Annotated in this window: 17 protein-coding genes and 1 pseudogene; 7 read left to right on the top strand and 11 right to left on the bottom strand. The window is 70.6% G+C overall.

Annotation, left to right across the window (positions count from 1 at the left end):
* The first annotated feature begins 11 nt into the window (after positions 1–11).
* Complete coding sequence (locus ABT053_RS22830) at positions 12–380, top strand: hypothetical protein (protein ID WP_350971100.1); 369 nt, start codon at positions 12–14, stop codon at positions 378–380.
* A gap of 176 nt (positions 381–556) precedes the next feature.
* Here ABT053_RS22830 and fxlM read toward each other — a convergent pair whose 3' ends face one another.
* From fxlM to fxlA, 4 genes are all read right to left on the bottom strand, one after another.
* Positions 557–1,762, bottom strand: a complete 1,206-nt coding sequence (gene fxlM, locus ABT053_RS22835; protein ID WP_350971101.1) for a methyltransferase, FxLD system — start codon at positions 1,760–1,762, stop codon at positions 557–559.
* Positions 1,763–1,853: 91 nt separating this feature from the next.
* Positions 1,854–3,005 carry a lanthionine synthetase C family protein gene (locus ABT053_RS22840; protein WP_350971417.1) on the bottom strand — a complete coding sequence of 384 codons (1,152 nt, stop codon included), beginning with the start codon at positions 3,003–3,005 and terminating at the stop codon, positions 1,854–1,856.
* Positions 3,005–6,031 (bottom strand): lantibiotic dehydratase, encoded by a 3,027-nt coding sequence (locus ABT053_RS22845; protein WP_350971102.1) that lies wholly within the window; start codon positions 6,029–6,031, stop codon positions 3,005–3,007. Before ABT053_RS22845 ends, ABT053_RS22840 begins: the two co-directional genes overlap by 1 nt.
* 82 nt (positions 6,032–6,113) lie before the next feature.
* On the bottom strand, positions 6,114–6,266 hold the full coding sequence (gene fxlA / locus ABT053_RS22850) for an FxLD family lanthipeptide (protein WP_350971103.1): 153 nt from the start codon (positions 6,264–6,266) through the stop codon (positions 6,114–6,116).
* 305 nt (positions 6,267–6,571) lie between these two features.
* Between fxlA and ABT053_RS22855 the strand changes: the two genes are divergently transcribed.
* Both ABT053_RS22855 and ABT053_RS22860 read left to right on the top strand, forming a co-directional pair.
* Positions 6,572–7,753 (top strand): helix-turn-helix domain-containing protein, encoded by a 1,182-nt coding sequence (locus ABT053_RS22855; protein ID WP_350971104.1) that lies wholly within the window; start codon positions 6,572–6,574, stop codon positions 7,751–7,753.
* A gap of 649 nt (positions 7,754–8,402) precedes the next feature.
* Positions 8,403–8,714, top strand: a complete 312-nt coding sequence (locus tag ABT053_RS22860; protein ID WP_350971105.1) for a hypothetical protein — start codon at positions 8,403–8,405, stop codon at positions 8,712–8,714.
* Between the two features lie 44 nt (positions 8,715–8,758).
* On the opposite strand, the gene ABT053_RS22865 is transcribed toward ABT053_RS22860, so the two are convergent.
* Positions 8,759–9,706 (bottom strand): hypothetical protein, encoded by a 948-nt coding sequence (locus ABT053_RS22865; RefSeq protein WP_350971106.1) that lies wholly within the window; start codon positions 9,704–9,706, stop codon positions 8,759–8,761.
* Between the two features lie 181 nt (positions 9,707–9,887).
* Positions 9,888–11,234, bottom strand: a complete 1,347-nt coding sequence (locus ABT053_RS22870; protein ID WP_350971107.1) for a cryptochrome/photolyase family protein — start codon at positions 11,232–11,234, stop codon at positions 9,888–9,890.
* 134 nt (positions 11,235–11,368) lie between these two features.
* Here ABT053_RS22870 and ABT053_RS22875 point away from each other — a divergent pair, with 134 nt between their 5' ends.
* The 3 genes and pseudogenes from ABT053_RS22875 (at position 11,369) to ABT053_RS43485 (ending at position 14,224) form a co-directional block, all read left to right on the top strand.
* The gene (locus ABT053_RS22875; protein ID WP_350971108.1) at positions 11,369–12,349 is read left to right on the top strand and encodes a MerR family transcriptional regulator; all 981 of its coding nucleotides are present in this window, start codon (positions 11,369–11,371) and stop codon (positions 12,347–12,349) included.
* Positions 12,350–12,628: 279 nt separating this feature from the next.
* Positions 12,629–13,114: pseudogene (locus ABT053_RS43480) on the top strand (RNA polymerase sigma factor); the annotation flags it as partial.
* 105 nt (positions 13,115–13,219) lie between these two features.
* Positions 13,220–14,224 carry a YbgA family protein gene (locus ABT053_RS43485; RefSeq protein ID WP_502991840.1) on the top strand — a complete coding sequence of 335 codons (1,005 nt, stop codon included), beginning with the start codon at positions 13,220–13,222 and terminating at the stop codon, positions 14,222–14,224.
* Positions 14,225–14,487: 263 nt separating this feature from the next.
* Here the strand turns inward: ABT053_RS43485 and treZ are convergent, their stop codons facing one another.
* The 5 genes from treZ to ABT053_RS22905 form a co-directional block, all read right to left on the bottom strand.
* Positions 14,488–16,215 (bottom strand): malto-oligosyltrehalose trehalohydrolase, encoded by a 1,728-nt coding sequence (gene treZ, locus ABT053_RS22885; protein ID WP_350971110.1) that lies wholly within the window; start codon positions 16,213–16,215, stop codon positions 14,488–14,490.
* A gap of 3 nt (positions 16,216–16,218) precedes the next feature.
* Entirely contained in the window at positions 16,219–18,837 is a 2,619-nt protein-coding gene (treY, locus tag ABT053_RS22890) for a malto-oligosyltrehalose synthase (protein WP_350971111.1), read from the bottom strand.
* A complete protein-coding gene (gene glgX / locus ABT053_RS22895) occupies positions 18,830–20,935 on the bottom strand; it encodes a glycogen debranching protein GlgX (RefSeq protein ID WP_350971112.1) in 2,106 nt (701 codons plus the stop codon). Before glgX ends, treY begins: the two co-directional genes overlap by 8 nt.
* 248 nt (positions 20,936–21,183) lie before the next feature.
* Positions 21,184–21,558, bottom strand: coding sequence for a VOC family protein (locus ABT053_RS22900; RefSeq protein ID WP_350971113.1), 375 nt, complete (start codon positions 21,556–21,558; stop codon positions 21,184–21,186).
* Positions 21,559–21,661: 103 nt separating this feature from the next.
* Entirely contained in the window at positions 21,662–24,973 is a 3,312-nt protein-coding gene (locus ABT053_RS22905; protein ID WP_350971114.1) for an ATP-binding protein, read from the bottom strand.
* A gap of 184 nt (positions 24,974–25,157) precedes the next feature.
* On the opposite strand from ABT053_RS22905, the gene mscL reads away from it, so the two are divergent.
* The gene (mscL, locus tag ABT053_RS22910) at positions 25,158–25,586 is read left to right on the top strand and encodes a large conductance mechanosensitive channel protein MscL (protein WP_350971116.1); all 429 of its coding nucleotides are present in this window, start codon (positions 25,158–25,160) and stop codon (positions 25,584–25,586) included.
* The last annotated feature ends 122 nt before the right edge of the window (positions 25,587–25,708 follow it).

The raw sequence follows: 25,708 nt of genomic DNA on the forward strand, positions 1-25,708 counted from the left end.
GGATTTCCACCATGAGTGATGTATCGGGCACCGAACGCTATCTGCGTCTGACCGTTGAGCTGACCGTGGAGGTGCAGGACCTCGCCGCCCTGCAAACCGCCGCGCTGAAGGAGATCAACCACCCTGACGCCGACCTGGACGACGATGAGCGTAAGGAGCAGGCCGAGCTGGTCTCGGCCGATGACACCGGCGCCAGCGCGCTGCAGTGGCTGATCGAGCCGGACCACGTCCTTGGGCTGATCGAGCACATCGACCAGATCGAGCCCCGCGAGGCCGTGCTGGGCGTCGAGCCCTCCGACGGTCCCTCGGACGAGGATGAGGACGACGACCACGCGGGCCACGACCACGCCGACCACGCGGGTCACGACCACAGGCACTGACACCGCGGCACCGAGACCGCGGTATTGAGACCACAGCGCTGAGTCCACAGCACTGAGACCGCAGTACTGGGACCGCAGCACCGAGCACCACCACCGCCGGGGCTTTCTCATCGTGGGCCCCGCAGGAAAGACTCTCCACCGCTGGAGACTCTCGGTCGTCGTTCCTCACATGATGATCAGTAGGACACCACCAGACGTACATGCTGCTTGTTGATGGCCATCCCGCCCAAGAGTTGATCGTCGGGCGTGCCTGCCGGGTAGACCGTGATGACCGGCTCGGCGTTCCGGTCACTGTTCCACATGAGAATCTGCTCACCCAGCCGGTCCGCGAGCTCGGCGCCGGCTGGTCCGTGGCCGATCGCTCCTAGCTCCCACCGACCCGGACTGCTGTTCTCGTCCCGGCGACGGCTAAGGTAAGCCAGCGATCCCCCCTCCACCAGGGCGGGGCTGCGCGATGCGATCACGGGAAAGCACAAGTCGCTGTCGATGGCGGCGGCCTCGGCGGCGAGACGGCATGTTCCCGGCTCGATGCCGGTCAGGCGCAACCAGATCCCATCGAAGCTCTCCCCGCCGCCGACCGTCACCCCAGCCCAGACGGCCTCCTTGGGCTGCTCAAGCACCCCATCGAGCACGTCCACACTCACCGCCTGGTCAGCGTCCCAGTACAGGGTGACCTGCCCATCAGGGGCGATGTGCCCGGTACGCTCCCCTTCTTGGCCGACCATGGGGACGAAGCCGCACAGCTCCACCGAGTCCGAAACCAGCCGATCGCCTTCGCGGACCAGGGCGACGCTGCGGGTCTGACCTCGCCAGCGCAGCGGCAACACCAGCCGCCCGCCGGAAGTCATCTGCTCCCACCAGGCGGGCGGGATATCCCACACCCCCACCGTGGCGATGAGGCGGTCGTAGGGAGCGCGTTCGGCCGCGCCAAGTACACCGTCCCGTGTGATCACCCGCACGTGGCCGTAGCCGGTCGCGTCCAGCGCCTGCCGGGCCTGCGCGGTCACCTCCGGGTCGATGTCGATCGTGGTGACCTGCCCATCAGGGCCCGTTAGGTAAGCCAAAAGCGCGGCGTTGTAGCCGGTCCCAGCTCCGAACTCCAGGACGTGGTCGCCCGGGGTGACTCCGAGTTGGTCGAGCATCATGCCCACGACCAAGGGCAGCGACGCGCAGCTGAGAGCCGCACCGTCAGCGGCGCTCTTAGTGATCACGGCCTGGTTGCCGTATGCGTCTTCCAGGGGAGCACCGGGTACGAACTCGTGGCGCGGAACCGTCCGCATGGCCTCCTCAACGGGACCAGAACGGGCATGGCCAGCATGCACGACGTGGTCGACCATGCGAGCACGCAGCACCTCAGGGGAGGTGCTGGTGGTGGCGTTCATTGATCATTTTCCCTTCGTCGGAGAACCGCCGGTGAGAGAGGCAGGCGGATCCTAGCTCGTTGACCTGGCAGGTTGTGGGTGGTCAGGGTCATCAGCCGTTCAGCAGTAGGCAGGCATCCCATCCCGAGGACGGAGGAGCGTTCGCGGCGGTGGTGTGCTGGGTCAGCAGCACACCCGCCTCCCCCTCCAGCAGGCCACCGCGGGCCGGTGGCCCGTGACGACGCAGGTGATATTCCATGCCCGCCTGCAGGCGCGGCAGGAGGTCAGCCAGCTTCCCACCATCCCCGGCATCGGCCGCCGCGCGCCACGTGCTCAGGACCAGACCGGCCCAGCCGTGACACACCGAAGCGTCGCCCAGCAAGGACAACTGCTCACCGGCCACGCATCTGGCCAAGGCCTCCTCGGCGCGTCGCTGCCGCTGCGGGTCGTCCAGCGCCAGGGCCGCGAGCTGCTGAGCGCGGGCCAGGCCCGGCGTGCCGTAGCACCATGACGGCCGTTGCGGACCGGACTGCCGAACGGTGCCGGTTCGCCGTTCGGACTGGGAGATCATTCCTGGCCACCACGGGTCTGCTCCGGCACCGCAGTGCCACTGCTCCAGCCAGCCGCAGATCCGATCAATCGCCTCGGCCTGCCCGGTCACGGTGGTGCCGCGTCGCATCGCAGTCGCCAGCAGCGCCAGCGGCCCGGCGATACCGTGGGCGAGGCCCAGGTTGCCGTGACCGCCTGGCCAGCGCTGCGGGAGCTCTCCCCCGGCGGCGGTGCCGCACCACCAGCCTGGGAGCGCCTCACCGTCGACCGTCAACGGTTCGGTCAGCCGTACCAGGTAGGACAGAACGCCGCGCAGCTGGTCGTCCCCGCCGTAGCGATGCAGCAGATAGACGCCGATGCCGGTCAGACCACTGACGAGGTCGAACTCCCGCAGCTCCGGAAGGCGTCCACTGTCGATACGCTCATGGGCCTGGATCAGGCGGCGCCAGGTAATCGTGGCGACGTGGCCGTCCAGGACAGCCAACACGTCCGCGTAGACGGGCTGATCGGCCGTGTGCAGAGCGAAGGCGACAGCGGGGACACCTCGGTACAGGCCGCAGGTGTCGGGATCAGCGACCACGGGGTCACGGGTCATGGCCGCCGCCCACTCCTGGACCGTACTCCACGGTCCGGAGCCGGTGCGGGCGCGCTCGATGTGCAGCAGGGCGATGCCCGCCGGGCCGGCGCTCAGCTCGTCGCCCCGTTCAAGCTGCATCACCGTCCGTGTCCTTCGCGCACTCGCCAAGCGAGAGCAGCCTGCCGGGCCAAGCGGCGGCAAGTTCTTTCTCCTTCGCGGTCAACGCCGAGGGCCCGGTTGTGATGCATGTGTAACAGCGACTCCAAGACGGCGCCGGTGTCCGCCTCGACGGGCAGCTGCTCGCGGTAGATGTTCAGCGCTGCCGCGCGGGCTTGCCACGCCGCGATGACCTCATGCGGCCAATCGGGCAGCGTGCTGCGCACGACCAGGTTGACCGCCTCGTCGACCACCGCTCGCTCGGCGGAGGTCTCGGCGCGAGCGGGACGGACGGTGAACCACTGCGTCGTGGCGCAAGGATCACCGAGGAAGCCGTGAACAATGTCGACCATGTTCATCGCCGCCAGAGCTGTGGGGGTGACGGTCAGGTGCCGTAGCTGGGCCGCCACCAGGTGGGAGTCAGCGGCGAACACCACCTCGGCCGCCTCCATGACCGTGCCGTGCCCATAGCGGCCCACCTCCGGGAAGTAGGTGTCGAAGACCAGCCGCCCGGCCACCTCGATGTCGCGCAGCCGCTGCGCCCAATCCCCGACCGCAGCCGCGTACGCCGACTGGCGTTCACCGTTCGGGGTGCGGAGACGCAGCCGCAGGTGGGCAGTCTCGTGCGGGCTCTGGTAACGCACGAACCAGTAAAGCGGCTCGTCGCCGAGGCTGGCCAGCAACTCCGGCAGGTGAGTGGCAATGAGCTCGTCGTGCCGCTCAGGGTGCGTGTGGATCTTCACGTACAGCCAGGCGGCGCTGGTCGAGCCCGGCGCCTGTCCATCGTGGTTACGCACCTGGACCAGCGGACCACGCAAGGGAGAGGGAGCGCCCGGGTGCGTCGCCACGAGCGGCACAGCGATCTCGTGGACATGCCCGCCAAACCAGCCGAACCTCGACGCGGCCACAGCCTCGACGAGCACAGCGTCCCCGCGACGTTTGAGGTGAGCGCGAAGGAGATGGATGTGGAACGGCTCCTCCAGGTTCAGCCGCAGGCTGCGGTCGTCCTCGCGCAGTTCCACCGTGGGCGGACAGTGCCAGCGCACTCGCCACTCCTGCAGGGCACGCCGCACTTCCTCATCGTGGCCGCTCTTCCCGAGGGGTAGATCATCGGCGCTGAGCCGCCAGCGGGCCGGATGCAGGACGGTGCGCCCGTAACGCACTCGTGGCAGGTACGGCAGCCGGTAGGCGCACGGTCCCCAGTCGAACTCGGTCCACGCGGCGCCGAAAGCACGCGGCAGGTGAGCGAGGAAACGCGCCAGTGGGGCGGGCTGCTTGTTAAGCGCCAACGCGGAAAACACCTGCGGCTCGATCACCTGCTTCCGCGACAGGCTGACCAGGTGCAGGCGGTCGTGAGTCGCGATGACGGCCAGGTCCTCCAGTGCGATCGCGGCCTCGCCAGGGCCGCGATGCTCCCCGAGAGAGAGCACGTCAGGCAGGTACGGCGGGACGCGGCAGATGTTCTCGGCGTGGGGGTAAAGAGGGAAGGACAACTGCGCCGGCAGCGCGCCCACGGTCGCGGTAGGCACGGCCCGGTAGACCCGCTCCAGGCCGGAGCCGGCGGCGGCGAGGGTGAAGCGCGAGGTGAGGGTGCCCGCGCTGCGGGCCGGGGAGATGGTGAGGGTGAAGTCACCGCGCTCCAGCGCTTGGATGCTGTCGGCATGAACGCGGGCAGCAAGCTCTACGTGGGGCGGAATGAAGCGCTCGTCGAAGCGGTCATCGCTCAGGTCGTGGATGTCCTGCTCGGTGAGGATGATCTCCGAACTGGAGGTCACCGCCGCGCGCCACGCCAGTGCCAGGAGCTGCTCGTCGCGTTCCGATGAGCCGCTCACCGGTACGGGCAAGACGCTGCCGGGGTACCCGGCCGGATACCCCAGCCCAGCGTCGGGATTAACGACCTCGGTGAGCGGCACCAAGGCGCCGGTGCCATAACGGTCCAGGAACGCCGCGTGGAAACTACGCCATGTCGCCTCCCCCTCTGGTTGCCGGGTCAGGCGGAGCAGCGCGCTGGCGGCTCGCTCCATCTCGCCAATTACCCGGCGCGGTAGTTGCACCGCGCAGTCCAGACGCAGATCCACCGCCAGCGGAGTGCGACCGGCAGGTGACAGTTCACGCATACGGTGTGTGAGCGTCTCATATGTCTGGCGCTGTTCGGTGGGAGTGCTCTCGTTGTGGTCGCGTACCTGCGCCTGGATGAACTCGAGGTCACCCAGCAGCGGCGCGATGGGAGTGGCCGCCGCCGTCACTTTGTGGAGCCGGTCGATCACCCAGGCCAACGGGTCGGTGACCGTAAGCGGGGCGCGTAAACACGTAAGAACGAAACCTTGCTGCACGAGCGTGGTGAGCACGACCCGGACCAGTGCCTGATCGGCGCCGGGGAAGGTCTGGGTCAGAGTGGCGACCAGGTCAGCGAATCGGATGGGGGATGCCGACGCGTTCCGAATCGCTTCGATCTCCCCGCCGTATCGGATCGTTGCCCGGTTCGGGCCGCACGGTACTTCGAGCCGCTCTCCACCACGGCGGGTGGCGAGGTTGTTGAACACGACGTCAAGACGCTCCAGTAGTTCAGGGCACGCTTCCAGGCGCTCGACGATGTCGCCCAGCCACTGAGCGTCGACGCGGATAGCACTTCGGTGCTCCTCACCCCAGCGCACTGTGGCGGTTGATCCCAGGGACACATGAGCCACCCCGGCGAAAAGCCCGAAGGGAGTGGGGCGGCCGGAGGCGCGAAGCAGATAACGGGCCGTGGCATACGCGGCGCGACGTACATGCTTGGCCTGCACTGGACGGCCAGCGCGCATAGCGTCGACGTAGGCAGTGAGGGGGTGGCTGGCCTGCCGGATCACGTCGGTGAGTCCGGGCTGGGACCACACCTGATGTAGCCATGCGCGGCACGCTTCGGTGTTGCTTGGGTCGGGCCAGACAGGGGTGCGGCTCAGCGCTACGGCCGCTGCTCGAAGCAGCGCGACACCGTCGTGCCGGTAGAGCAGCTTGCTGAGGGAGGTCATCATTCCTCCGGCCGGTCGGGATCGAGGGACAGAAAAGGGTCGCGGGGCCGGGGGGCACCCCCGGCCCCGCAGAGTCGAGCCGCTAGTTGCTGGTGCAGGAGGAGGCGCAGGTGGGCGCGCATCCGTCCTCGGTGTTGCAGGGCGCGACCGGGCTGCCAGAACCGACATCGACGATGACGCGCAGGTCGAGAGCGAACAGATCAGGGGCGGGCAGGGAGAGCGTGGTCGCAGTCATAGCGATCCTTCCGGAAGGAGTGGCTTAGCGTCATGGCGTGTGACGGCTAGTTGATTTACGAATTGCACGCCTCTCAAGCAGCCAGGTCAATGACACTTTGGCCGCAGCGAAACGGAAGTATCAATAACAGCTGTCTGCCGATGTCAAACGGCGTTCGGAAACATGAAACCTTTGCTACAACATGATCCGATGAGCTGCCGTCAAGGGCGCTACCGCAGGAATCTTGGAGCTACGGCTGACATGAATGAGCCCTGCACCTTTAGCCTGATGGTGTCGAGTCATCAGGAACTAGGAGATGCAGGGCTATGCCAGAAAGTAGCACGCAAACAGGTCTATCCCAACGCCTTCGGACGATCCGGAAGAGGCGCGGATTCACTCAGGGAGAGCTTGCCAAGGTCTCCGGCGTATCGAAGTCACTCATCAGCAAACTCGAACAAGAAGTAGTCACGGACCCCCAAACGGCTACTCTGCACAAGCTGGCCATCGCGTTGCGCATAACCACCAGCGAGCTACTCAAGGGCAGCTCACGGGTACAGGAAGAGCTGCCGATCGACCCCAGCATGTGGGAGCCCGTGGAGCGGGCCTTGCGCGGCAAGGTGCCTCCCCTGGAGGAAGCACCATCCCTGCCGGAGATCCAGAGCCAGATCAACGGACTCAAGCCACTGCTCGCCACCAACCGCTACGGGGAGGTCGCCTCACTGTTGCCTTACCTGATCCGCGATGTCGACGCCATCGACATGGAAGGGCGCGCGGCGCGTTCTCGGATCCTTAACATCACGGGCTGGCTGTTCGTCCAGATGCGCCAGTTCGAGCGCGCGGAGTCACCGATACGGCAGGCCATAGACGCCGCCGAAGACCGTCTCGACGCCGCCGCCGCAGTCGCCACCCTGGCTTGGATGTATCTTCGTGCCGGCCAGCTGAACGAGGCTCGCGAGCTGGCGATACGGTGGGCTGACGACATAGAGCCCAGATTCTCGCGCGCCACCGAGGCAGAGCTGGCCCTGTGGGGGCGGCTGCTGATCAGCGTCAGCAGCGCGGCCGTACGCGACAACCGGCCCGGTGAAGCCGAAGACGCCATTAAGCTCGCGCGGGCCGCCGCCGTCCGGATCGGCCGTGAAACCGAGACGGACAGCTCCACAGCCAGAACGTTCGGACCGGTCACCGTGGCGATGGTCACCGCCGAAAACGCCTCAGTCCTCAACAAACACGACAGGGTACTCGCAATCGCTGAACGCATTCCAGGCAACATACTCAACGGTGATTCGGCCAGCCGAAACAGGCATCGGTTGGATGTCGCGGAGGCACTACGCGCTACCGGTAAGCACTCCGAGGCAATGGCCATACTGGAGGACCTTTACCGCACATCCCCGGAATGGCTGATCGCTCAGAGGTACGCCCGGCAGATCCTGATTGATCTGCTCATGAGATGTCGTTCCCTTACGCCGGGAGTACGGCATCTCATCGATGCTCTTCACATCGCCTATTAAACGCCCGGCCTGCAAGCACGGCATGTCATTGATACTTGCGAGGAGGCTCCGCAAAAGTATCAATGACATGCCGTATTTAACGGCCTACGGTCATGGCTATGTCTCTCCAGCCTCCTTGCATTACAGGAGCGGAGCGCAAGAGCCCTGCCTTACGGATGGCTCTGCGCCTTGCCGCAACGCCATCCAAAATCCACCAGATCAACGCCGATGTGCAGCCCTATCACCTACGTCAGGATGAGGTCCTGGTGTCCGTCTGGGTGGGGTTGGTCGTCCGCTGTGACGGACATCGGTACCGGTGGGACGCGCCCACGAGCCGGCACCGTAGATATCGCGGGTCCGGCTGGCCTACGACGTCCGAGAAAACGTACGGCCGAGCCGCAAAGCGTCTGGCCACCTACTACGCCATGCTCCGCAACCAGACCACGATGAACATGGTCCCGGGAGGCTCCTTGATGTCGAGCATGCTCCTGGACGAACTCCTCGGCACCGAAACCCACCGGCAGGCCCAACCTCTGACCGGTGATCTCGCTGACTCTTCTCCCATGACGGGATCACCGTAGGACCTGCCATTCCGAGTGGCCCCGGGACGCCCCTCGCCGATGGCGCTCCGGGGCCACACCCCCTTACTTGAGCAAAGGAGCTGACGACCGTGACACCCCTGGCCCTTGCGATCCCTCACCAGGGCACGCCGACAGCCACCGCCGTCCATCGCCTCCAGACCAAGCTCTACGAGCGCGGCGTCTACCCGTCGATCACTTACGAAGACGGACAACCGCAGTTGCACGTTTTCGCCCTCACCGTGTGGATCGACCCGAGGGCGACGACGTTCTTCTGGTCTTTCTGCTCTGGCGAACGCGCCGAGCGGGGCCCGGCCAACGACCCGGTAATGGCAGCCCGCCGGATCGCTGAGCGTCTCCGCCCGCCCATCATCGCGGACTCCCCGGTGGCCCCGGCGCAATAAAGCCAGCGTGACGGCCTGCGGACCCTACGGGGAAGGCCCGTGCCTCAGCCGGTGACGATGACCTCCTCGCGGCGGGCCGTGAGGGCGTCCCGCTGTCGGGCCAGCTCTTCGAGGCGGAGGTCCAGGCCGCCGACCGTACGCCTCACCCACTCGGCGACGTCCCCGACGGCCGCGCCGGTGTCCGCGATCCGGTGGTGCTTGATCGCGTCGGTGATGATGTTGTCGAAGAACATGTCGGCGAACCAGCGGGTGTCCACCTTGGGGAGCTTCGGGGTGACGGTCACGCCGATGTCGACGAGCTCCCTGGAGAAGGTGTCCAGCAGTTGCTGGGCGTGCCAGGCGGCCTCGTCCGCGTCGCGCAGGTGGCCGTGCTCCATCATGTCCGCGAAGCCGCCGCCCCCGGCCAGCATGTCCCACGTGGAGGCGCCGCGGGCGCTGCCGAGGCAGCGCAGGACCTCGCCGACCCCGTGCAGCGCGTCGACCCCGGCCCGGTGGGCCTCCCGGTGCTCCACGAGGTCGGCGCGGGTGTCGGCGAGGCGGTGGCCGATCTCGGCCAGCTCGCGGCCCCTGGCGTCGCCGGACGCGACCAGCCTGCGCTCCTCGCGCTCCAGCAGCGCGTCGTACTCCTCCCGCGCCGTCCCGAGCCCGGCGAGCCCCTCGTCGACGGCCGCCCGGTCCGCGTTCAGCCATTCGAGGCGGTTGCGCTGGCCGTCCAGGCGCTGCCGTACGGCCAGCGCCTCGGCGCGCTCCCTGACGAGCCGCTCCTCCCTGGACCCGGTGAGCCCGGACAGGAAGGCCGCGAAGCCGCCGCCCTCCAGCCTGGAGACGTCCCGCTCCTCCTTGGCGAGCCGCTCCTCCAGGTCGCCCAGGAGTGTCGCGACCTCGTCGAGCTGCACGGCCACCGCCTCGCGCCGGCTGGTCAGTCGTTCGAGGCGCCGCACCCGTTCCCGGGCGGCGAGCAGGGCGTCGGCGTCGTTGTCATAGGGGGTCACACCTGTGCGACGCGCGAGGGCGGCGATTCGTTCCGGACTCCCGCGTCACCGCGTCACCGCCCGCGCCTCCCCGGCCGGCCGGGAAGAGGCCGGGAGGGGAGAGCCTTTCCCGTCCGGCCGGACGGGAACGGCTCGATCTCGCCCCCCGCGGATCGCTCTCGCGGCCCCTGAGCGGCCGGGCTCAGCCCATGGGCACCAGGGGCGGCGGGTAGCCCGGGACGCCCGAGGGGAGCCTCCAGGGCTCGTGGATCCTCCGCGTGGGCACGGAGGCGAGCTCGGGGACGTGGCGGCGGACGTACTCGCCGTCCGGGTCGTACCGCTTGGCCTGCCGGATGTGGTTGACGGGGCGGTTGGGGCGGGTGTCGTTGCCGGTGCCCGCGACCCACTGCCAGTTGCCGTAGTTGTTGGCGACGTCGCCGTCGAGCAGCAGGTCGAAGAAGTGGTCGGCGCCGACGCGCCAGTCGAGGCCCAGCCGCCGGACGAGGAAAGAGCCCACGATCAGGCGGGCCCGGTTGTGCATCCAGCCCTCGGTGAGCAGCTGCCGCATCCCGGCGTCCACGATGGGGACCCCGGTCATGCCCTCCTTCCACGCCTGCGCCAGGTGGTCGTCGTCGCGCCACTCGTTCCCGCGCGGCCGGTAGTCGTCCCGGTTGATACGCGGGAAGGCCCGCGTCACCTGGTAGAAGAAGTCGCGCCAGCACAGCTGCCTGACGAACTCGTCGGCCCCCCTGCGGCCCTCGCCCTCCTCCTCCAGCTCTCCCACGTCCCTCGCGTCCCCGCCGCCCCCCACGTCCCTGGCGAGCGCCTCCAGCTCCAGCGGCGAGACGCACCCGAAGCGCAGGTAGGGGCTGAGCCTGGCGGTGCGGTTGCCCGCCATGTCGTCGTGGCCCTCGGCGTAGTCGTCCACGCAGTGCCTCAGCCACTGCTCCATCCTCCGGCGCCCGACCCTCTCACCGCCGTTGAACAGCTCGTACGGCTCGCGCCCCGGCTCGGGAAGCCTCCCCGCGTCCAGGCCGCCGGGGACGTGCACCGCGCCGGGGGCCTTGAGCACCTCCCGGCGCGGCTGCCGGGCCCAGGCCCGCAGGTAGGGCGTGAAAACCCGGTAGTGGTCACCCCCGCCCGTCGGTCTCAGGGCGTCGGGGGGCACGATCGTCAGGCCCGGGAACACGAGGAACGCCGTCCTGAGGCGCTCGCACTCCTCGGCCAGGCGCCGCTGCCTGCGTCGCGCGAGGGTGCTGATGTCCAGACTGGTGTGGACGGCCTGGGCTCTCGTCTCCTCGGCCAGGCGCATCGTCTCGGCGACCACGTCACCGTGGCGCACGATCAGCTCACCGCCCCGCTCGCGGAGCGATCCGCGCAGGTCGGCGAGGCATTCGGCGAGGAACCCCCCGCGGTTTCCCGAGGGTATGGAGGGGTCCGCGACGAAGAGCGGTATGACATGACGTGCGCGCTCGCACGCCGCGGCGAGCGCCGGGTGGTCGTGCACCCGGAGATCGCGGCTGAACAAAACGATCACAGTATCGGTCACGTTTTTCCTTCGGCCGGTAACGCTCCGTCGGTTGCGTCCACGGGCCCCTGGAACTCGAAGGAACGTTCAGGGAGCAATCGCTCCTGTTGCCTGTCACGCTGGTACCGCATCTAGCGGGCTCGAAATGGGATGAGATGGACGAGCAGCGTCGAGTGGTGGCCGATGAGGAGCCCGCGTACGGCATCGGGGCCGTCGCGCGGCGCCTCGGAGTGCCCGCCCCCACGCTGCGGACCTGGAACCTACGCTACGGCGTGGGCCCGAGCCGCCGGAGCCCGGGGGGCCACCGCCGCTACGACGCCCGCGACCTGTGGCGCCTGGAGGAGATGAACCGGCTCATCAGGAGCGGGATCCCGGCCTCCGACGCGGCGCGGAGGGTCCTGCGGGTCGAGGTCGTCCCCCCCGCGCCCCCGGCCGGGCAGGCGGAGGGGCAGGGGTGGGAGCCCGGGTGGCCGACCCCGCAGGGGCCCCCGTCCCTCACGGACGACCGGCCGCCGGGCGTGCCGACGGTGCCGACGGTGGCGATGCTGGCGCGGGCGGCGATGACGCTGGACAGCGTGGCCGTGCACGACTGGATCGGCGCGGCGCTGTCCAGGCACGGCGTGCTGTGGACCTGGGAGCACCTGGTGATGCCGGTCTTCGAGACGATCTGCAGGCGCCAGTCGGAGAACGGGGCGAGCATCGAGGTCGAGCACCTGTTCTCCGACCGGCTGATGGCCGCGCTGATCGGCCTCACCGGGCGCCCCCTCCGGCCGGTCGGCCCGCGTCCCGTGCTGCTCGCCTGCGCGGAGAACGACCTCCACAGCCTGCCGATCTACGCGCTGGCCGCCGCGCTGACCGCCGAACACGGGCTGGAGACCCGGGTGCTGGGCGCCCGGACCCCGTACCCGGCCCTGGCGGACGCGATGCGGCGGCTGGGCCCCTCGGTGGTCTTCGTCTGGTCCCAGCTGCCCGAGACCGGCGACCCCGCCCCGCTCGCGTCGCTGCCCGTGCTCCGCCCGCCGAGCCTGGTCGTCGCCGGTGGCATGGGCTGGTGGGACGACATGCCCGCGTCCGTCCGGCACGTCGCGTCGTTCCAGGAAGCGCTCACCCGCATCGTCACCGCCGCCCTGCCCTAGCCCTCCCTTTCTCTGGTACGCCCGCTCTTTCGCGATGCGCCCGCGTCTTTCCAGCGCCCCCGCTTTTCCGGTACGCCCGGCTCATTCCTGGTGCGCCCGCGATCCACATTTCCCGGCCTCCCGGCCGCACCGTCCCCCTCTCGCGGCCCTCCCGTGCCGTCCCTCCTCCCCCGCACCCACCGGCACCTGCCGACACCCGCGTGCCGCTCGCTTGCGATCACGGCGGTCGAGCGAGTATGAATAAGTTTTGAGTAGGTTTTCTCGGTAAGAGGAGGCGTCATGACAGACCCCCTGAACACCCGGTTCGCCGAGGGCGACGAGGAGGCGCTAGTCGAGTGCCTCCAGACCCATGGGCCTCTCATCCGCTCCTACCTGCGGCGATTCGTACGACCTCAGGATGTCGAGGACCTTCAGCAGATCGTGTTCGCGGAGGTCTGGCGTTCCCGGCACCGCTTCGACCCGGCGCGCAGCCTCCCCGCCTGGATGCTCGGCATCGCCCACAAGCGCGCGGTCGACCAGCTGCGGATACGCACCCTGCAAACGGTGCCGCTGGACGTCATCGCGGATCCCGCCGGTGCCGACGGCCGGGCCGACGGCGACGGCCTGGCGGAGCGCGACCAGGTCCAGCGGGCGCTGGCCAAGCTGCCCGATCCGCAGCGGCAGGCGATCGAGCTCGCCTACTACGGCGACCTGACCCAGCGGGAGATCTCCGAGAGGCTGAGCGTCCCGCTCGGCACGATCAAGGCACGTACGGCACGCGGCCTGCGCCGCCTGTCCGGCATCCTCGGCACGGCCTCGTCGGGCGGCTGGGACGCCGAGCCGCGCAGGAGTGGAGTGACCGCCGCGCGTGGCGCGAGCGGCAGGCGCGCGATGGGCAGGGTGAGCAAGGTGGGCAAGGTGAGCGGGACCGACGAGAGAAGCGGGCAGATCGTCAGGCCGAGGATCGCGGTGTCCAGCTGCCTGATGGGCGAGCCGGTCCGGTTCGACGGCGGGCACAGCCGCGACCGGTTCCTCAACGGCGAGCTCGACAGGCACGTCGAGTGGGTGCACATCTGCCCGGAGATGGAGATCGGCCTCGGCAGCCCGCGCGAGACCCTCCGCCTGGAGCGCTCGGCGGACGGCACGCGGCTGATCTCCAGGAAGAGCCGGGTGGACCTCACCGACAGGATGACCGCCCTCGCCGAGGAACGGGTCCCGGCCCTGCGCGAGGTGGACGGCTACGTCCTCAAGTCCAGGAGCCCCAGCTGCGGGGTGCACGGCATCCCGGTCCACGCGGGGGACGCGACCGTGGACCGCAAGGGCACGGGGGTGTTCGCCGCCGCGGTCGTCGACGCCCATCCGCTGCTGCCCGTCGAGGACGAGGGACGGCTCAACGACGCCCTGCTCCGCGAGACCTTCGTGGAACGGGTCTTCGCCCGCGCCCGGCTCCGCGCGCTGCTGGAGAGCGACTGGCGCCCTCGTGACCTGGTGTCCTTCCACGCCCGGCACAAGATGCAGCTGCTGGCCCACGACCCCGCGGCCTTCCGGGAGGCGGGGAGGGTGGTGGCCCAGGCGGGCACCCGGCCCCGCGAGGAGCTGGCCGCCGACTACGCCCGCGTCTTCGGCACGGCGTTCGCCGCCAAGGCGAGCATCGGCCGGCACGTCAACGTCCTGCAGCACTGCGTGGGGATGGTGGGCGACGCGCTCGACCCGGTGCGCCGGGCCGACCTGGCGGAGGTCATCGCCTCCTACCAGGCCGGGCGGGTGGCGCTGAGCGTCCCGGCCACCCTGATCCGCCACCACGCCCAGGCCCTGGCCGCCGAGTACGTACGGGACCAGACCTACTTCTCCCCGTACCCCGAGGATCTCCGGCTGCGCAACCACGTGCCCGCCTGAGCCCTCGACCGGCCGGAGGCCGGTTCCGGTGTCCACCACCGCCCGGAGGCCGGTCACCGCCCCTGTCGCCCCCGGAGGGCGGGCCGGACGGCTCGATCCGGCCCCGCCACCGCCCGGGAGCGGCCAGAAGGGGTCGGACCCCACCACCGCCCGGGAGCGGTTAGAAGCGCCGGAGCCCCACCACCGCCCGGGAGCGGGTCACAAGGGCCGGGGTCTCACCGCCGCCGGGGAGCAACCTCGAAACCGCCGCCGGGGAAGCAACCTCAGAGGGCCGGGTCCAGTCTCACCACCGCGAGGGAACGCTGGGGCAGGAACAGCTCCTCCCCCTCCACGGTCGCCGACGGGTCGGAGGCGAGCAGGATGTGGCCTGGCGCGAGCCGGCCGGTCCCCAGCTTGACCGTGAGGGCGACCGGGCCGAAGTTGGCCGCCACCCTGAGCCCTCCCCGGTGCACGACCAGCCAGGACTCGCCGTGGTCGACCCGTACCCGGTCCAGCCTCGGGTCCGTCAGCTCGGGGTGGGCGCGGCGCAGCGCGATCAGGGCGCGGTACCAGTCGAGGTGGGCCCGGTGGGCGTCGTCGTCCAGCTCGCTCCAGTCGAGCTTGGAGCGCAGGAACGTCATCTCCTCGCCGGGGTCGGGGGCCTTGTCCGCCCAGTCGTCGTAGCCGAAGCCGACGAACTCCCGCCGCCGCCGGTCGCCCTCGCCCTCGCGCAGCTGCGGCTCGACGTGGTCGGTGAAGAACAGGAACGGCGCCCGCGTCCCCCACTCCTCCCCCATGAACAGCATGGGCGTGAACGGCGAGGTCAGCAGGAGGCCCGCGGCCAGCCGGAGCGCCTCGGGCGCCATCCGGTCGCCCTCGGCCCGGTTGCCGATCTGGTCGTGGTTCTGCGCGCAGCAGACGAAGCGGTAGCCGGGCACGTGGGACGCCGGGCGGCCGTGCGAGCGCCCCCGGAAGGACGAGTAGGTCCCGTCGTGGTAGTAGGCGCGGCTCAGCACCTTGGGCAGGGCGCCGTAGAAGTCGTCGTAGTAGCCGTGCCGCTCACCGGTCGCCGCCACGTGCAGGGCGTGGTGGACGTCGTCGTTCCAGGCCGCGGCGAGGCCGAACCCCCCGGCCTCGCGCGGGGTCATCAGCCGGGGGTCGTTGAGGTCGGACTCGGCGATGAGCGTGAGCGGCCTGCCCACGGCCGCCGACAGCGCCTCCGTCTCGACGGCGATCTCCTCCAGCAGGTGCGTCGCCCGGTCGTCGTGCAGGGCGTGCACGGCGTCCAGCCGCAGGCCGTCGATGTGGTAGTCGCGCAGCCACTGCAGCGCGTTGCCGACGAAGTAGGCGCGCACCTCGTCGGAGCCGGGACCGTCGAGGTTCACGGCCTGCCCCCAGAAGGAGGCGGCGCTGGAGTGGAAGTACGGGCCGAAGGGGGCGAGGAAGTTTCCCGACGGGCCGAGGTGGTTGTAGACGACGTCGAGGATGACGCCGAGCCCGCGCCGGTGGCAGGCGTCCACGAAGCGCTTGAGCCCGTCGGGGCCGCCGTAGTTCTCGGTGACGGCCCACAGGTCCACGCCGTCGTAGCCCCAGTTGCGCCCGCCGGGCACCGGCGGCACCGGCATGACCTCCACGAAGTCGACGCCGAGCTCCGCCAGGTGCTCCAACTTGCCGATCGCCGCGTCGAAGGTGCCCTCGGGGGTGAAGGTGCCGATGTGCAGCTCGTAGATGACCGCGCCCGGCAGGTCGCGGCCCTTCCACAGGGCGTCGCCCCACTCGAAGCGGCCGTGGTCGTAGACCCGGCTCGGCCCGAAGATCCCCTCGGGCTGCCAGCGGGTCCTGGGGTCGGGCAGCGCCTCGCCCCCGTCGAGCCGGAACCGGTAGTCGGTGCCGTGCCCGGCGCCGGACACCTCCGCCGTCCACCAGCCGCCCCCGGCGGCCGACATCGGGTAGCGGACCTCGCCGATCTCCACGTCCACCGCCGTGGCCTGCGGCGCCCATACCTCGAACATCGGTCAGTCCCTTTCCAGAAGCGCGACAGGATGGACGGACAACAGGTGGGCGAGCGGGATCCGGCCGGTGTGCTCGCACCCCGACAGCAGGTCCCGCCACGTGCCGCGCGGCAGGGTGAGCGTGGTGCCCCCCCAGCCGCCGCGCCGCTCCAGGCCGACGGGCAGCCGGGTGGCCACCGTCACGGCCCGCTCCCCCCTGGCGAAGGCGATCGCGTGCTCTCCGGCCTCGATCGGGACGTACGGCGCCTCGGGGTCCAGCCTCCGCCGCAGGTCCAGGGCCTGGGCGGTGACCGCCAGCTTCGCCTCGTCCCACGACAGGCTGCCGGTGGAGGCGGGGCTCGGGTGGGGCTCGTCCGGGTGGGCCTGGCTCGCGTGGGCCTGGGCCGACGAGAGCATCCGGCGGCGCAGCGGGAAGTCGACCGGGCGCCGGTTGTCGGGGTCGACCAGGGAGAAGTCGGTGATCTCGTTGCCCCAGTAGAGGTCGGGCACGCCGGGCAGCATGAGCTGGACGAGCTTCTGGCCCAGCGAGTTGGACCTGGCGTACGGCTCGATCCGCGCGGCGAACTCCGCGACCGAGGCCCCGCACTCCTCGACGGCCCGGCCGACGAAGTCGCGGATGCCGCGCTCGTACGCCGGGTCGGGGGTGGCCCAGGAGATCGAGGTCTTGGCCTCGCGGGCCGCCTTGAACAGGTAGTCGAAGAACCTGTCGGGACCGATCGGCCAGGAGGCCATCAGGTTCTGCCAGGCCAGGTAGTCGAGGGCCGGGTCGAAGGAGACCTTCGAGGACCACTCGCCGACCGCGGCCGCCCACTCCCCGGGAAGCTCGGACAGCACGGCGAGCCGGGCCCGTACGTCCTCGGAGCGCTTGGTGTCGTGCGTGGAGAGCGTCGTCATCGTGGCCGGGGACATCTCCCGGCAGAACGCGTGGAACTCCTCGACGGACCCGCCGAACCGGTCGGGCTCGCCGCCCACCTCGTTGAGGCAGGACAGGGGGTACCAGCGGTAGAGGGCGGTGTCCTCGACCCCCTTCGCCATCACCGGGCCGCAGGTCTGCTGGAAGCGGGTGACCGCCTCGGCGGGACCGGTCAGGACCCGCTCGACGACCTCCGCCACCGGCGCGCCCTCGGGCAGCCGCCCGGCGGCGACCCGCCCGGCCTCCTCGACGATCTCCGCCGAGGCCTCGGGCACCGGCTCGCCCGGCACCGCGTAGGCCCGGTAGACCGGCATCGCGGCGAGCAGCTCCACCAGCGTCCGCCGGTCGGAGCCGACGACGGCGTGCAGCCGGTCGATCTCGGCGCCGAAGAACAGGTTCAGGACCTCCGCCTTGGACTCGCGGACCACGGCGGCGTAGTCGTCGCGCACCCCGGTCTGCTGGGCGAACAGCTCGACCAGCGGCTCCCTGCCCGCCGGGTCGACGAACAGCGCGGTGATCCGGTTGAGCGTGTCGTAGCCGGTGGTGCCGTCGCACTCCCAGTCGGCGGGCAGCCGCTCGGAGCCGACCAGGATCTTCTCCGCCACGGTCCACACGCCCGACTTCTCGCGCAGCCGCGCCAGGTAGCCGCGCGGCTCGGCGAGCCCGTCGGGGTGGTCCACCCGCAGCCCCTGAATGACCCCCTCCTCGACGAGCGAGAGGATGACGGCGTGCGTGGCGTCGAACACCTCCGGGTCCTCGACCCGCACCCCGATCAGCGAGGACACGTCGAAGAACCGGCGGTAGCCGGGCCCGCGCCGCCAGTCGACGAGCCGGTAGTGGGTGTCGGGCAGCGGGAACTCGTGGTCGTGGTAGCGCAGCACGTCGCCGTCGGCCACCGCCTCGCCCGAGTCGCCGAGCACCGGCATATTTACCCTGCCGCCGTCGTCGCCGCCGCTCTCACCGTCCTCGACGGACCAGTCGATGTCGAACCACGACGCGTACGGCGAATCGGGCCCGTCCTTGAGCACCGACCACAGCTGCGCGTTGCCCGACTCGGGCACCGGGATCGTCATGTGGTTGGGCACGATGTCGACGACGACGCCGATCCCGTGCTGGGCCAGCGTCGCCGACAGCTCCCGCAGGCCCTCGACGCCGCCGAACTCCTCGCGGACGCGCGAGTGGTCGGTCACGTCGTAGCCGTGCCGCGACTCCGGCACGGCCTGCAGGATCGGCGACAGGTAGACGTGGCTGATCCCCAGGTCCCGCAGGTACGGGGCGAGCTCGGCCACCTTCTCGAACCCGAAGTCGGGGGTGAGCTGGAACCGGTAGGTCGAGACCGGCACCCCGTACGAGCCGGGCGGCGGCGGGGGCGCGGGCACCTCCTCGGCGAGCACCGAGGGGTCGGGGACGTCCCCGCCGGTCCTGGTCCCGGGGAGGGACTCCGCCAGGATCTCGTCGTGGGCGACCTGCGGCGGCACGGCGGCGGGCGGGGTGCCGGGCAGCGGGTCCGGCGGCATGCCGGGGCCCGGGTCAGGAACGGGGTCAGGAACAGGGCCCGGAACGGGGTCCGGATCCGGAACAGGGCCCGGAACGGGGTCCGGCGCGGGGCCGGGCTCGGGCACCGACTCCGGGGGGACGATCCCGGGCGCGGGCTCCAGCGGGACGGGCTCGGGGACGGGCCGGGTCGCGGGCGTCATGGGCTCAGACACGGCGCAGCACCCTCACCGAGCGGCCGACCACCGGCACGCTCTCCCCGGCCCGGCAGACCCGGGTGTCGACCGTGATCGGCATGGCCGTGTCGATCTCCGTCAGCCACATCTCGCCGTAGTCCTTGGGAAGCGTGAACTTGATGACGTCGTGGTGGGCGTTGAACAGCAGCAGGAACGAGTCGTCCACGATCTGCCGCCCCCGGCGGTCGGGCTCGGTGATGGCGTCGCCGTTCAGGAAGACGGCGAGCGATCTGGCGTATCCCACGTTCCAGTCGGCGTCGGTCATCTTCTCCCCTCTCGGAGTGAGCCAGGCGATGTCGCTGAGGTTCTCCTCCGAGCCGCGCACCGGCCGCCCGTAGAAGAACCGGCGCCGCCGGAAGACCGCGTGGTCGGCGCGGAGCTTGGCCAGCCGCCGGGTGAACTCCAGCAGCAGCCAGTTCTCCCTGATGTCGGACCAGTCGACCCAGCTCAGCTCGTTGTCCTGGCAGTACACGTTGTTGTTGCCCCGCTGGGTGCGGCCCAACTCGTCGCCGTGGGAGATCATCGGAACGCCCTGGGACAGGAACAGCGTCGTCAGGAAGTTGCGTTTCTGCTGCTCGCGCAGGGACTCGATCGCCAGCGAGGCGGGCCCCTCCTCGCCGCAGTTCCAGGAGCGGTTGTCGTCGGCCCCGTCGCGGTTGTCCTCGCCGTTGGCCTCGTTGTGCTTGTTGTTGTACGAGACGATGTCCTGCAGCGTGAACCCGTCGTGGCAGGTGACGAAGTTGATGGAAGCGGCGGGGCGGCGGCTGTCGTCCTGGTAGAGGTCGCTGGAGCCGGTGAGCCGGGACGCGAACTCGGGCAGCGAGGCGGGCTCGCCCCGCCACAGGTCGCGGATCGTGTCGCGGTACATGCCGTTCCACTCGGTCCACCTGGCGGGGAAGTTTCCCACCTGGTAGCCGCCGGGGCCGACGTCCCACGGCTCGGCGATCAGCTTGACCTGCGACAGCACCGGGTCCTGCTGGACCAGGTCGAAGAAGGCGCTCAGCCGGTCGACCTCGTGCAGCTCGCGCGCCAGCGTCGAGGCCAGGTCGAACCTGAAGCCGTCGACGTGCATCTCGATGACCCAGTAGCGCAGCGAGTCCATGATCATCTGCAGCACGTGCGGGGAGCGCATGAACAGGCTGTTGCCGGTGCCCGTGGTGTCCATGTAGTAGCGCTTGTCGCTGTCGACCAGGCGGTAGTAGTCGGCGTTGTCGATGCCGCGCATGCTCAGCGTCGGGCCCAGGTGGTTGCCCTCGGCCGTGTGGTTGTAGACCACGTCGAGGATGACCTCGATGTTCGCCTCGTGCAGGGCCTTGACCATGGCCTTGAACTCCAGCACCTGCCCGCCGCGCTGCCCCGTGCTGGAGTAGGCGTTGTGCGGCGCGAAGAACCCGATGCTGTTGTAGCCCCAGTAGTTGGTCAGCCCCCGCTCGGCGAGGACGTGGTCGGTGACGAACTGGTGCACCGGCATGAGCTCGATCGCCGTCACCCCGAGCGCGGTGAGGTGGTCGATGATCTCCGGGTGGCCGATCGCGGCGTACGTGCCGCGGATCCGCTCGGGGATCTTCGGGTGGTTGATCGTCAGGCCCTTGACGTGCGCCTCGTAGATCACCGTGTTGTGGTACGGCGTGCTCGGCGGCCGGTCGTGCCCCCACCCGAAGAACGGGTTGATCACGATGGAGCGCGGCACGAACTCGGCGGAGTCGGCGTCGTTGCGGCTGTCGGGGTGGCCGAAGCGGTAGCCGTACACCGCCTCGTCCCAGTTGACGTCCCCCTCGACCGCCTTGGCGTACGGGTCGAGCAGGAGCTTGGCGGGATTGCACCGCTGCCCCCTCGGGGGGTCGTACGGGCCGTGCACGCGGTAGCCGTACCGCTGCCCCGGGCCGACGCCCGGCAGGTACCCGTGCCAGACGAAGCCCTCACACTCGGTGAAGGTGACCCTGGTCTCCTTGTTCTCCTCGTCGAACAGGCACAGCTCGACGCGTTCCGCGGCCTCGGTGAAGAGCGCGAAGTTGGTTCCCGCGCCGTCGTAAGTGGCCCCGAGGGGATAGGGGTCACCCGGCCAGATCTCGATCATCAGTCCCTCTTGAGCGTGGAGACCCCCGCCTTGAGGCGGGGGAGAGCACACGGCACGACGCCGTACTACGGGTTTGTCTGGAAAGTCTGAGCGAACTCGGCCGATGGGAAGAGTGGGAAGAGGATGTCAGCGCACCGCCTCTCAGCGGTGGACAAATATGCCCCGTGTTCGCGTGGCCATGCGCACATTCCCACTCCTGTGACGGTGATCTCAGACCCTGGCGATGACATGCGTTGACCGAGCGTAGATCAGACCGGGGTGGAGATGTCCACCAGCAGCCCGTTGGGATCGAGCAGCAGGCAGCTGCGCTGGCCGTAGAACTGGTCGCGAGGCGGCGCGACGATCGTCAGCCCCATGTCGCCGGCCCGCCTGTGAACGGCGTCCACGTCGTCGACCACGACGGTCAGGATCGTGCCCGCCGGCCTCCGGCGGTACGCCTCGGGGATCAGCTCGTGGTCCCTGCGCCAGACGGCCACCTCCAGGGCCGGGCTGCCGGGCGCGGAGAGGTGGACGTACCAGTCCTCATCGAAGTTGACCTGGAAGCCGAGCAGCTCCGCGAAGAAGTCCCTGGTCTCGGCCAGGCGGTCGGACAGGATGTTGGTCACCACACGGTTGACGGCCACGCGCGCTCCTCTCCCCTTCACGGCCACCGGCCACGGACGCTCTCGGCCTCCACCACCTAACCCACCGGCCGCGGGCGAAACGTGTGAGCCGGGCGCGCGGAGATCACGTCTCTCCTGTCACCCGGAGCGTCTCGCCCAGCGCGCGGAGCGCGGGCTCGTGGACGCGCAGTCCCGCCCCGGCCGCGAACGCCTCGGCCGCCCGCAGGTGGGCCCTCGCCCGGTCCTCGTCGCCGCCGAGCAGGGCGAGCCTGGCCAGGCACAGGTCGGTCAGCGACCAGCCCAGCAACCGTCCCGCGTGCGGGGCGAGCCTGCCGTACAGGATCCTCCCCGCCTCCTCGTCGCCGAGCGCCGCGCAGATCTCGCTCACGGCGTCCGGGACGAACCGGTACGCCAGCTCGGGACCTATCGCCGCGAAACCGTCGCGGGCGAGGCCGGCGAAGGCGTCGCGCGCCTCGGCCGTCCTGCCCAGGTCGACCAGGGCGAGGCAGCGCAGGATCCGCCAGGGCTTCTGGCCGGGGCGGCGGGCGAGCATCTCGTCGGCCAGCGCGAGCGCCTCACCCGTCTCCCGGGGCCGGCCCGCCGCCCGCAGGGACAGGAAGCGGAACACCTCCCGCCGCAGCGACGCGTCGTCCCGGCCCAGCGCCCCCTCGGGGTGGGCCGCGCCGGACGCGTCGGCCGCGGCGAGCGCGTCGGCGAAGCGCCCGGACAGGTAGGCCCGGACCGCCGTCTGCCAGGCGGCCAGGCTGACCGTCGAGGGGAGCCTGAGCCGCTCCGCGGTCTCCCGCAGCCACTCCAGCAGCTCCGCGGCCCGCCCCGAGGCTCCCCTGGCGGTCAGCTCGACGTACTCGTTCTCCCTGCCGATCCACTCGATGGCCAGGTCACCGGTGCGGCGGCCGATCTCCGCGATCTCGCCGGCGACCGCCTCGCGGCGCCCGTGGTCGTGGCCGGAGCGCAGCAGGATCTCCAGGGCGATCAGCGTCCTGGCCAGGGTCCGGTCGTCGCCGGCGAGGCGGGCGAGCCGCACCGCCTCCCCCGCCATCTCCACGCTCCGCCCGACGGGCCGCACGGTGGAGCCGGTCAGCGCGGCGGCGGCGAGCAGCTGGGCCCGCCACGGCGAGTCCTGTGCCAGGTCCGAGGCGAGGACCCGGTCGATGCGCGCGGCCAGCCGGTCGATGCCGGTCATCTCCTCGTACATGGCCAGATAGATCGGGTCGGAGAACCCCAGCGCCGCCCTGGCGAGCCGGTTGTCGTCGCCGAGCCGTTCGGCGATCTCCGCGGTCGCCTCCAGCGAGGCGTGGGCCGCGGCGCTCATCCCGGCCGCGGCCTGCGCCTCGGCCAGGTCGAGCAGGAGGTCGCAGCGGAGCGCGTCGTCGGGCTCCGGCAGCCGGTCGATCATCACGATCGCCCTCCCCAGGCCCTCCACCGCGTCCTCGTGGGCGAACTGCGCGGTCGCCTGGGCCGCCGCGCGCCGGGTGTAGCCGATGGCCCGGCCCGCCATCCGGGAGTTCAGCAGGCCCTCGCGGCAGTGGTGGGCGATCTCGGTCAGGCGCGTCCCGCTCCGCTCCTCCAGCACCTCCGCGATCCGCGCGTGCAGCCTCCTGCGGCGCAGCGGCGGCAGCGCCTCGCGCAGCGCGTCGCGGACGATGTCGTGGACGAAGCGGCAGCTCGGCCCGTCCCCCTCGACCAGCAGCCGGGCCCCCACGGCGGCGTCGACGATGTCGAGGACCCGCTCCTCGGGCAGCCCCGCCACGCGCGTCAGGACGTCGGTCGCCGCCTCCCTGCCGAGCAGCGCGGCGACGGTCAGCACCTCCTCGGTGCCGGGCGGCAGACCGGCCATCCGGCCGCGCACGACGTCCGACAGCGCCTCGGGGGTCTCCCCCAGCTGCAGCACCTCCCCCAGGAAGAACGGGTTGCCCGCGGTCAGCCTGCCCATCTCCGCGGCCAGGGCGGGGTCGGCGCCGGCCCGTCCCAGGTACTCGCGGATCTCCTCCTCCGCCAGGCCGCGCAGCAGGAGCCGCTGCACGTGCGGCAGCCGCAGCAGCGCGCCGAGGGCCTGCTCCAGCGGCTCGCCGGGGCGCACGTCGGTGTCGCGGTACGTGGCCACGACGGTCAGCCCGGGGCAGAGCCGGGTGGAGGCGAGGAACTCCAGCAGCCGCAGCGAGGAGGGGTCCGCCCACTGGAGGTCGTCGAGGACCACCAGGACCCGGCCGTGCTCGTTCAGCAGCCGGGCGAACGCCTCGTACAGTGCGAACTGCCCCGCCTGCCCGGTTCCCGAAGCACTCCCGGCTCCCCCGGCTCCCCCGGCCCCGGCTCCGGCCCCGGTCAGCTGGGCCAGCTCGCCGTCCCTGCCGACCAGGTCCTGCACGGCCTGCGTCCAGGGCCAGAAGGGCGGCGCGCCGGTGCCGCTCCAGCAGCGGCCCCACACCACCCGGTGGCCCCGCGCCCGCGCGGCCCCGGCGGCCCGTTCGGCCAGGCTGGTCTTGCCGATGCCGGGCTCCCCGGCGAGCAGCACCGTCCGGTGCCCGTCACCGGCGACGGCCCGTTCCAGCACCTCCGCCTCGGCGTCCCTGCCCACCAGCCCGGCGCCCTTCTCCTCCGCCTCCCCAGCTTCCTCCGCCGGTGCCGGTCCCGCCTCCACCACCGGGCGGGGCGCGAGCGCGGGGTCCTGGCCGAGGATGCGCCGCTCCATCTCCCGCGACCGGGGGTCGGGGTCCAGCCCCATGTCCTCCATCAGCAACCGGCGCCCCTCGGCGAGCACGCCGAGCGCGTCGGCCTGCCGTCCCGCCTGGTAGAGCGCGTGGGCGGCGAGCACGCGCAGCCGCTCCCTGAACGGATGGGCGCCGACCAGGTGGGCGAGCCCGCCCGTCAGCGCCGCCCCCCGGCCGAGCGCGAGCTCCGACTCGGCCAGGTCCTCCTCGATCGTGAGCCGCAGCTCGGCCAGGTGCGCGCTCTCCTCCACCGCCCAGGAGGTGCCCGAGAGGTCCGCGAGCGGCTCCCCGCTCCACTCCCCCAGCGCCAGCCGCAGCTCCCTGACCGCTCCCTCGTGGTCGCCCCCGGCCCCCAGCCTCCTGCCCCCGGCCGCGCGCCCCCGCGCCCTGCCCAGGTCGATCGCGCCGCCGGGGACGTCCAGCGCGTAGCCCCCCGGCCTGCTGACCAGGACCGCCGGGGGAACGTTCCTCGTCCTGCCCGGCTCGAAGACGCGGCGGAGCTTGGAGACGTACGCCTGCACGGTGTTGAGCGCCCCCGGCGGGGGGTCGCCCTCCCAGAGCGCGTCGATCATCCGGCTCGGGCCGACCGGCCGCGGGGCGGCGAGGACGCACATGGCGAGCACCAGCCGCTGCTGGTAGGGGCCGATGTCCAGCGCCGCCCCTCCGTCGCCGAACGCCTCGACAGGACCCAGCACACGAAAGTCCATCCGGCCACCTCACTCGCGAACTGCGCCGATGGTAGCCTTCCGCGCCCACCACCCCGTCCCACGCACGCCCCGCGCGACGGCTTCCCGAACTGCCCTTTTTCGTGCGCGAAGCCGGGAAAAGGGGGAAGTTTGGCCGCCGACAGGTGGGTAGTCCGACCGTCCTCACGAGTGGAGGACATGAGTGATGGGCGGATTCAAGAAGTTCCTGCTGAGAGGCAACCTCGTCGAGCTCGCCGTGGCCGTCGTGGTCGGGGCGACCTTCAGCGGGCTGGTGCAGGCACTCGTCAAGGACCTCATCACGCCGCTGATCGGGGCGATCACCGGCGGCAGGGAACCGGACTTCTCGCAGTACGTGTTCACGATCAACGGCTCCAAGTTCATGTACGGCGACTTCATCAACCACCTGCTGAGCTTCGCGATCATCGCCGCGGTCATCTACTGGCTGGTCGTGATGCCGATGACCCGGCTCATCGGCTTCTTCGACAGGGACAAGAAGGCCACCGAGAAGGAATGCCCGGAGTGCCTGAGCGACATCCCGATCGAGGCCAAGCGCTGCGCGTTCTGCACCGTGGAGCTGTCGAAGGTCGCCGTCGGCGACAGGCCGCCCGCCTAGCCGCCCTCCGGCGACGGCCCGGCGGGATCCCCCTGGATCCCCGGGTTCCGTGGCCCGTTCCAGCCCCGGGAACCGTTAACGATCATTGACGGTCGGGGGGAGGTCGGGCACACTTGGCCACT

It is taken from the genome of Streptosporangium sp. NPDC002524 (assembly GCF_040295985.1).
Classification (GTDB): Bacteria; Actinomycetota; Actinomycetes; order Streptosporangiales; family Streptosporangiaceae; genus Streptosporangium.